Origin of the sequence: Rhizobacter sp. (assembly GCF_035702065.1) — a bacterium.
GTDB lineage: Bacteria > Pseudomonadota > Gammaproteobacteria > Burkholderiales > Burkholderiaceae_C > Rhizobacter.
In genome coordinates, this window is record NZ_DASSRA010000221.1 from 1 (window position 1) to 7,375 (window position 7,375).

The 7,375-nt window shown below is 69.3% G+C and carries 8 protein-coding genes; 5 read left to right on the top strand and 3 right to left on the bottom strand.

Going from position 1 to position 7,375, the window contains the following annotated elements:
• The coding region (locus VFL64_RS10260; protein WP_489540278.1) for a DUF1579 domain-containing protein at positions 1–366 on the top strand (366 nt) is incomplete at its 5' end.
• Positions 367–376: 10 nt separating this feature from the next.
• On the opposite strand, the gene upp is transcribed toward VFL64_RS10260, so the two are convergent.
• Positions 377–1,009: a uracil phosphoribosyltransferase gene (gene upp / locus VFL64_RS10265; RefSeq protein WP_489540279.1), complete on the bottom strand. Its 633-nt coding sequence runs from the start codon at positions 1,007–1,009 to the stop codon at positions 377–379.
• Between the two features lie 121 nt (positions 1,010–1,130).
• Between upp and VFL64_RS10270 the strand changes: the two genes are divergently transcribed.
• The 4 genes from VFL64_RS10270 (at position 1,131) to VFL64_RS10285 (ending at position 4,917) form a co-directional block, all read left to right on the top strand.
• The gene (locus VFL64_RS10270; RefSeq protein WP_489540280.1) at positions 1,131–1,898 is read left to right on the top strand and encodes a substrate-binding periplasmic protein; all 768 of its coding nucleotides are present in this window, start codon (positions 1,131–1,133) and stop codon (positions 1,896–1,898) included.
• Between the two features lies 1 nt (position 1,899).
• Positions 1,900–3,249: a GGDEF domain-containing protein gene (locus VFL64_RS10275; protein ID WP_489540281.1), complete on the top strand. Its 1,350-nt coding sequence runs from the start codon at positions 1,900–1,902 to the stop codon at positions 3,247–3,249.
• A gap of 14 nt (positions 3,250–3,263) precedes the next feature.
• The gene (locus tag VFL64_RS10280) at positions 3,264–3,998 is read left to right on the top strand and encodes a substrate-binding periplasmic protein (RefSeq protein ID WP_489540282.1); all 735 of its coding nucleotides are present in this window, start codon (positions 3,264–3,266) and stop codon (positions 3,996–3,998) included.
• A gap of 76 nt (positions 3,999–4,074) precedes the next feature.
• Positions 4,075–4,917 (top strand): alpha/beta hydrolase, encoded by an 843-nt coding sequence (locus VFL64_RS10285; protein ID WP_489540283.1) that lies wholly within the window; start codon positions 4,075–4,077, stop codon positions 4,915–4,917.
• On the opposite strand, the gene VFL64_RS10290 is transcribed toward VFL64_RS10285, so the two are convergent.
• Together VFL64_RS10290 and VFL64_RS10295 are read right to left on the bottom strand one after the other, a co-directional pair.
• The gene (locus VFL64_RS10290) at positions 4,914–6,203 is read right to left on the bottom strand and encodes a URC4/urg3 family protein (protein WP_489540284.1); all 1,290 of its coding nucleotides are present in this window, start codon (positions 6,201–6,203) and stop codon (positions 4,914–4,916) included. The genes VFL64_RS10285 and VFL64_RS10290 overlap by 4 nt on opposite strands.
• Positions 6,196–7,375 (bottom strand): GTP cyclohydrolase II (locus VFL64_RS10295; protein WP_489540285.1); only part of this gene is annotated, 1,180 nt, incomplete at its 5' end. The genes VFL64_RS10290 and VFL64_RS10295, both read right to left, overlap by 8 nt.

A 7,375-nucleotide genomic window follows, 5' to 3' on the forward strand; every position in this document is an offset into this window, starting at 1 on the left:
GGCAGCTGCACCGCGCAGCCTTTGCTCGGCGGCCTGGGCAACGTCGACGACAACGTGATCAACCTGCCGGGGGGCAGCTACCGCGCAGCCGCGTTCCGCGCCTTCGACCCCGCCACCCGCCGCTGGGCCATCTGGTGGCTCGACGGCCGCCAGCCGCACAACGTGGACGTGCCGATGGTGGGCAGCTTCGAAGGCGGCACCGGCAGCTTCTACGCCGACGACACCTTCAAGGGCCGGCCCATCCGCGTGCGCTTCCTCTGGCTGGACACGCGCACCGCCACGCCACGCTGGGAGCAGACCTTCTCGACCGACGGCGGCGCCACCTGGGAGGTGAACTGGCGGATGCGCTTCGAGCGCCTCGCCTGAGTGCTCGGCCCTACTTCGTCCCGAACAGCCGGTCCCCCGCATCCCCCAGCCCCGGCACGATGTAGCCGTGCTCGTTGAGCTCGCGGTCGATCGCTGCCACGTACACCGGCACGTCGGGGTGGGCCTCGGTGAAGTGCTTCAGCCCCTCGGGCGCGGCCAGCAGGCACACGAAGCGGATCGACCTCGGCTTGGTCTCCTTCAGCCGGTCGACCGCGGCCACGGCCGAGTTGCCGGTGGCGAGCATGGGGTCGAGCACGATGGCGTCGCGCTCGTGCATGTCGGCCGGCATCTTGAAGTAGTACTCCACCGCCACCAGCGTCTTGGGGTCGCGGTACAGGCCGATGTGGCCGATGCGTGCGCCGGGAATCACGTTGAGCATGCCGTCGAGGAAGCCCGCGCCGGCCCGCATGATGCTCACGAACACCGTCTTCTTGCCGTCGATCACCGGGCTTTGCATGGGCTCCAGCGGCGTCTCGATGTCGATCAGCTGGGTGGGCATGTCGCGCGTGACCTCGTAGGCCATCAGCATGCTGATCTCGCCCAGCAGGCGGCGGAAGCTGTTGGTGCTGCGGTCTTTCTCGCGCATCAGCGTGAGCTTGTGCTGGATCAGCGGGTGGGTGAGGTGGTGGATCTGGGCGGTCATGGCGGCTCTCCTGTGGCGGCCAGCATATCTGCAAGCGCTGGCTTCGTGACGTGTCTGGCACGGGGGCTGATGCAAGAGGCGTGCGGGCTCAAGTTGCATGCGGTGCTGTCGATAGGCAGGCATGAATCCGTTCTCCTCCTCCTTGCGCGCTTGCGCCGTGCTGGCGCTGCTGGCCGGCCTGTCGCTGCCGGCGGGGGCCGCCGGCCCGGCGCTGCGCATCGTCACCGAGGAGCTGCCGCCCTACAACATGACGCAGAACGGCCGCATCACCGGCCTGAGCACCGAGGTCGTGCAGGCCGTGATGAAGGAAGCCGGCATGGACGGCGAGATCCGCTCCATGCCCTGGGCGCGCGCCTACGACACCGCGCTGCACGGCGAGAACGTGCTGATCTACTCCATCACCCGCACGGCGCAGCGCGAGAAGCTGTTCAAGTGGGTGGGCGTGGTCGCGCCGACCGACTGGTACCTGTACGCACGCACCGACCGCAAGATCCAGCTCAAGGGCCTGGATGACGCGCGCAAGTACCAGACCGCCACGGTGAACGAAGACGCCGGCGAGCAGTACCTGGTGGACAAGGGCTTCGCGATCGGCAAGAACCTGCAGTCCAGCCACAAGTACGAGCACAACTACGAGAAGCTGCGCCTCGGCCGCGTGGACCTGTGGATCTCGGACGAGCTGAACGCCGTGTACCTGGTGCGCCAGGCCGGCGAAGACCCCGCGGCGGCGATCGAACGCGTGCTGGCCCTGCCCGATCTGGCCACCGACGGTGGGCTGGGCATGGCCTTCAGCCTGAAGACGCCCGATGCCGTGGTGGAACGTTTCCGCAAGGCGCTGGAGACGATCAAGAAGAACGGCACCTATGACGGCCTCCAGAAGAAGTGGCTCTGAGGTGGCCGCCTCACCTGCCACGTCACCCACCACGCCACGCGACGACACCCCCCCGCGCTCGCTGGGCCGCCGCCTGGTGCTGGCCACGCTCGTCTTCTGCATCGTCTTCACCGTGGCCGCCGTGGCCGTGCGCACCTGGTCGGCCTGGCAGCGCAACCTCGCGGCCATGACGGCCGAGCTGGGCCTGATCGACCGGGTGTTCCAGCGCACGCTGTCCAAGGCCATCTGGGAGATGGACCGCGAGGAGATGCTGACCCACGTGGACGGTGTGGCCCAGGTGAGCCCGGTGGGCCGCGTGGAGCTGCGCATCCGCCGTGCCGGCCGCACTGCCGAGGTGCTGGAGCGGCGCCAGGACGGCGCGCCGGTCTCGTCGCTCGCGCCATCACTGCACCGCCAGCTCAGCTACGAGCCTTACGCCGGCGCCAGCGAGACGGTGGGCGAGCTCACCCTCGAAGGCGACGAGCGCGTGCTGTGGTCGCGCCTGCGCGGCGAGATCGTGGGCATCGTGCTCACGCAGCTGGTGCAGTCCGTGCTGCTGGCCGGGCTGATCATGTGGCTGTTCCACGTCATGGTGACCGTGCACGTGCGGCGCATCGCGCGCCACCTCGAGGAGGTGACCCCCATCACGCTGGACCAGACCCTGCGGCTAGACCGCACGGTTCGCCACCGCGACGAGCTGAGCCTGCTCGAAGGCGGCATCAACCAGCTGCAGGCCAAGCTCTCCGAGCATCTGGCGCGCCAGCTCCGCGACGAGCGCGACCTGGCCGCGCACCGCGACCGCCTGGCCGATCTGGTGAACGAGCAGACCGCCGAGCTGCGCGCCGCCAACGCGCAGCTGGAAGAACTCTCGCGCAGCGACCCCCTCACCGGCCTGGCCAACCGGCGCCACTTCGACGAAGTGAAGGACATCGAGTTCCGCCGCGCGCAGCGCATGGCCCAACCGCTCTCGGTGCTGCTGTGCGACGTGGACTTCTTCAAGCGCTACAACGACACCTACGGCCACGCGCTGGGCGACGTCTGCCTGAAAGACGTGGCCGACACCCTGCGCCAGACCTTCGCCCGCGCGGGCGAGCTGATCGCACGCATCGGCGGCGAGGAATTCGCCGTGCTGCTGCCGGGCATGGACGCCGAGCAGGCGCGCCAGGCCGCGGAGCGGCTGCGCCAGGCGCTGGCGGTGCGCGCCCTGCCCCACAGCGGCTCGCAGATCTCGCCGCACATCACCATGAGCATCGGCTTGGCGCAGTTCGACCCCGCCACGATGGACCGCTTCGACACCCTGCTTGACCAGGCCGACCGCGCGCTCTACCGCGCCAAGAGCCAGGGCCGCAACCAGGTGGCGACGGCCGGCTGACTGGAGAACAACGGATGACGCCGACCTCTCGCTTCCTCGCCGCCCTGGCACTCACCCTCACCTGCGGCGCGCTGCACGCGCAGACCATCCGCGCCGTGACCGAGCCATCCAACTACAGCCGCATGGAAAACGGCAAGCCGGCCGGCCCGGCCAACGAGATCGCCGAGGCCACGCTCAAGCGTGCCGGCTTCACCGACTACAGCATCGGCATGTATCCCTGGGCTCGCGCCTACGACATGGCGATGCAAGAGCCCAACGTGCTCATTTACCTGATCGCGCGCACCCCCGAGCGCGAGGCCCGTTTCAAGTGGGTGGGCGAGTACATCCGCGTCGACTACTTTCTCTACAAGCTGCGTAGCAACACGCAGCTCCACCTGCGCAGCCTCGAGCAGGCGCGCCAGCACAGCATCGCCGTGACGCGCGACGATGTACGCCACCAGTACCTGCAAGCCCAGGGCTTCACCCGGCTGGTGGTGGCACCGACGGTGGGCGACAACTTCAAGATGCTGGTCAACGGCCAGGCCGAACTGGCCGCCTTGTCGGAAGCAGGCGCGGCCCAGCTGTGCGAGGACAACCGCTTCGACTGCACGCGCCTGGAGAAAGCCTACGCGCTCGATGCCCTGACGGTGGGCATCTGGATGGCGTACAGCCTGCCGACCTCGGACGAAGTGGTGGCGCGCACCCGCGCCGCCTTCGACAAGATCAAGGCCAGCGGCACCGTGGCGAGGCTGATGAACGCCAAACGCTGATCGTTCTGCCGTCTTCGTGTGGCACGCTGCGTGCTCGGGTCACCCCCTTCACGTCACACCACCCAGGAGAAGCTTCATGGTCACAGCGTTCCAGGCAGCCGAATCGTCCTTTCAAGGCGTGGGGGGGCTGAAGATCTTCACCCGCTCGTGGCGGCCCACCGGCGGTGCACCGCGCGCGGTGCTGGTGATCTCGCACGGCTTCAACTCGCACAGCGGCCAGTACGCCTGGGCGGCTGAGCAGTTCGCGGCCGCCGGCCTGGCCGTGCATGCGCTGGACCACCGCGGCCGCGGCAAGTCGGGCGGCGAGCGCTTCTACGTGCAGAGCTATTCCGACTACACGAGCGACCTGTCGACCTTCATCAAGCTGGTCAAGTCGCAGGAGCCCGGCCTGCCGGTGTTCCTGATCGGGCACAGCGCCGGCGGCGTGATCGCCTGCGGCTACGCGCTCGAGCACCAGGCCGAACTCCGCGGCCTCATCTGCGAGAGCTTCGCCTTCAAGGTGCCGGCGCCCGACTTCGTGCTGGGCCTCGTCAAGCTCATCAGCAGCTTCGCACCGCGCCTGGGCGTGCTCAAGCTCCAGAACAAGGACTTCTCGCGCGACCCCGCCGTGGTGGCTGCGCTCAACAGCGACCCCTTGACGCTCAACGAGAACCAGCCGGCGCAGACGGTGGCCGAACTGGTGCGAGCCAACGAGCGGCTCAAGCGCGAGTTCCCCAAGATCAAGCTGCCGCTCTTCATCTTGCACGGCACGCTCGACAAGGCCACGCAGCCGGCCGGCAGCCAGTTCTTCCAGCAGACCGCCGGCTCCACCGACAAGACGCTCAAGCTCTACGAGGGCCACTTCCACGACCTGCTGGCCGACGTGGGCAAGGAAGGCGTGGTGGCCGACATCCTGGCCTGGATCGGCAAGCGGGTCTAGAACACCGTCCCATCGCTCTCGATGTGCAGCGGCGGGCTGCCGCCTTCGCGCAGGCTCTTGGCGATCTCGCGCCCGGCCGCCCAGGTGCCGCCTTCGAGGATGCAGGCGAGCGGCATCTCCTCGGGCTTCTTGTTCAAGCGTGCGCGCACGAGCGGCGCGATCTCGTCGATCAGCGCCACGGTGAGGGCACGCCATTCGACGATGGCTTCATCGGACGCGGTGTGCGTGCGCGCGGCGAAGGTCGGGTCCTTGGGCACGATCACGCGCGCATCGAGCAGCAGGCCGCCGTTGCGGTACTCGGGCAGGCCGGTCAGGCCGTCGAGTTCGGTGAGGGTGATGCCGGCCCACTCGAAGGGCTCCAGCAGCGAGTAGGTCAGCCACTGGCTCAGCTTGTGGAAGGGCACCCAGCCGGCGGTGAGGCCGCTGCCGCCGGCCAGCGGGTGCGGCCAGCAGTCGCCCAGCGGCACGCCGGCGAGCGAGCTGCCGGTGAGCCAGATGGGGCTCAGGTGGTCGAGCAGGGCCTGCAGCACGCGCATGGCGGGCAGGCGGTCGCCCTGGGCCGTGAGTGCGTCGAACAGGCGGCCGGGCCGGCCCTCCGCGCCAAAGACATCGGCCTGCGACAGCAGCGTCTCACCCAGCCGCTGCAGCAGCGTGGCGCGGCCCTCCAGGCCGACCAAGGGGTTGCCGTCGCGCACCTGGAACACCTCGGCCAAGGTGGCGGCGTCGATGCGTGCAAGCGCCTGCGCATCGACGCGCAGCGGGTCGCCGGCATCGGAGGAGAAGCACCCCTGCATGAAGGCGCGAAAGCTCGCCACGCCCAGGCCTTCGGAGCGCGTGAAACGCTCACCACTCGACGCTTCGGCGTAGCCCCAGTGCGGGCCGGCACCGGCGTCGAGCAGCACGCTCACCAGCGTGAGGTCGATGCGCGCACGGGCTTGCGCCGCGGCGTCGCGCCCGGCCAGCCGCGCGTCGAGCTCGGCCTTGCGGTTCACGCCGCCGGCCTCGAAGTGGCGCCAGCGGCTGTGGTACGGGATGCGCAGCTCGGGGTAGTTCTGCCGCGTCACGCGCTCCACGCGGCGCGCCACCTCGTCGAGCTGGCTGCGGTGCAGCGTGAAGTGGCGCGAGCGGCCTTCGTCGACGGCGCGCAGGATGTTCTGGCAGCGCTCGCGGATGGTGCTGGTTGAGCGCAGAACGGAGACCCCCGACGGAGCGCCGGGCCGCCCCAAGCCCGGCGGGCTCCCCTCGGGGGGCGACGCCGCAGGCGTCTTGGGGCCGTCGTCAGACAAGGTTGCGCCCTTTGGTGGCCGCGAGCTTCACGTCGTCGGGCACGCTGCCGTCGGTGAAGTAGCCGGCGGCGATCTTGGCCTCGATCTCCACCTTGGCGTCGGCCGGCACCAGCTCGTCGGGGATCTTGATGCGCTCGCCGACCTCGATGCCGCTGCCGGTGATGGCGTCGTACTTGTCGTTGCTCATGCTCACCAGGCGGTGGATCTTGCGGATGCCCAGCCAGTGCAGCACGTCGGGCATCAGCTCCTGGAAGCGCATGTCCTGCACGCCGGCCACGCACTCGGTGCGCAGGAAGTACTTGTCGGCGCTGTCGCCGCCCACCTGGCGCTTGCGCGCGTTGTAGACCAGGAACTTGGTGACCTCGCCCAGCGCACGGCCTTCCTTGCGGCTGTAGGCGATGAGGCCCACGCCACCCTGTTGCGCACCCTTCACGCATTCTTCAATGGCGTGGGTGAGGTAAGGGCGGCAGGTGCAGATGTCGGAGCCGAAGACGTCGGAGCCGTTGCACTCGTCGTGCACGCGCGCGGTGAGCGTCACGGCCGGGTTGGCCAGGTCGGCGGGGTTGCCGAAGATGTAGAGCGTCTGCCCCCCGATGGGCGGCAGGAAGATGCCGATGTCGCTGCGCGTCACCAGCTCGGGGTACATGCCGCCGGTCTCTTCGAACATCACGCGGCGCAGATCCGCCTCGCTCACGTTGAAGCGCTTGGCCACGCCTTCGATCCACCACACCGGCTCGACCGCGATCTTGGTGACGACCGCCGAGGCGTCGTCGAGCAGGATGCGGCCGTCGGGCTTCAGGCGCTGGAAGGCGATGGCCTGCTTGATCTCGGGCAGGTGCACGTGCGCCTGCGTGACGGCGATGGTGGGGCGGATGTCGTAGCCCTGCGCGAGGTAGTCGGCAAAGACCTCGCCCACGGCCGCGCCCCAGGGGTCGAGCGAGACGATCTTGTGCGGGTCGCTCCACTGCGGGTAGGGGCCGATGGGCGTGGTGGGGGCGGTGTTGGTGAGGTCGGCGCGGTGGCCCTTCGTCAGGTTGCCGGCGGCGACCGCGAGCGCGCGGTAGACACCGTAGCTGCCGCTGTGCGTGCCCACCACGTTGCGCTGGCCGCGGGTGGTGGTGGTGCCGACCACCGGGCCGCGCACCTTCGGATCGGCCGCGCCCCAGTGAATC

Excerpts from the sequence above, each read along its gene's own strand:
- upp (WP_489540279.1), bottom strand. The coding sequence starts at position 1,009 with ATGACCGCCCAGATCCACCACCTCACCCACCCGCTGATCCAGCACAAG.
- VFL64_RS10270 (WP_489540280.1), top strand. The coding sequence starts at position 1,131 with ATGAATCCGTTCTCCTCCTCCTTGCGCGCTTGCGCCGTGCTGGCGCTG.
- VFL64_RS10280 (WP_489540282.1), top strand. The coding sequence starts at position 3,264 with ATGACGCCGACCTCTCGCTTCCTCGCCGCCCTGGCACTCACCCTCACC.
- VFL64_RS10285 (WP_489540283.1), top strand. The coding sequence starts at position 4,075 with ATGGTCACAGCGTTCCAGGCAGCCGAATCGTCCTTTCAAGGCGTGGGG.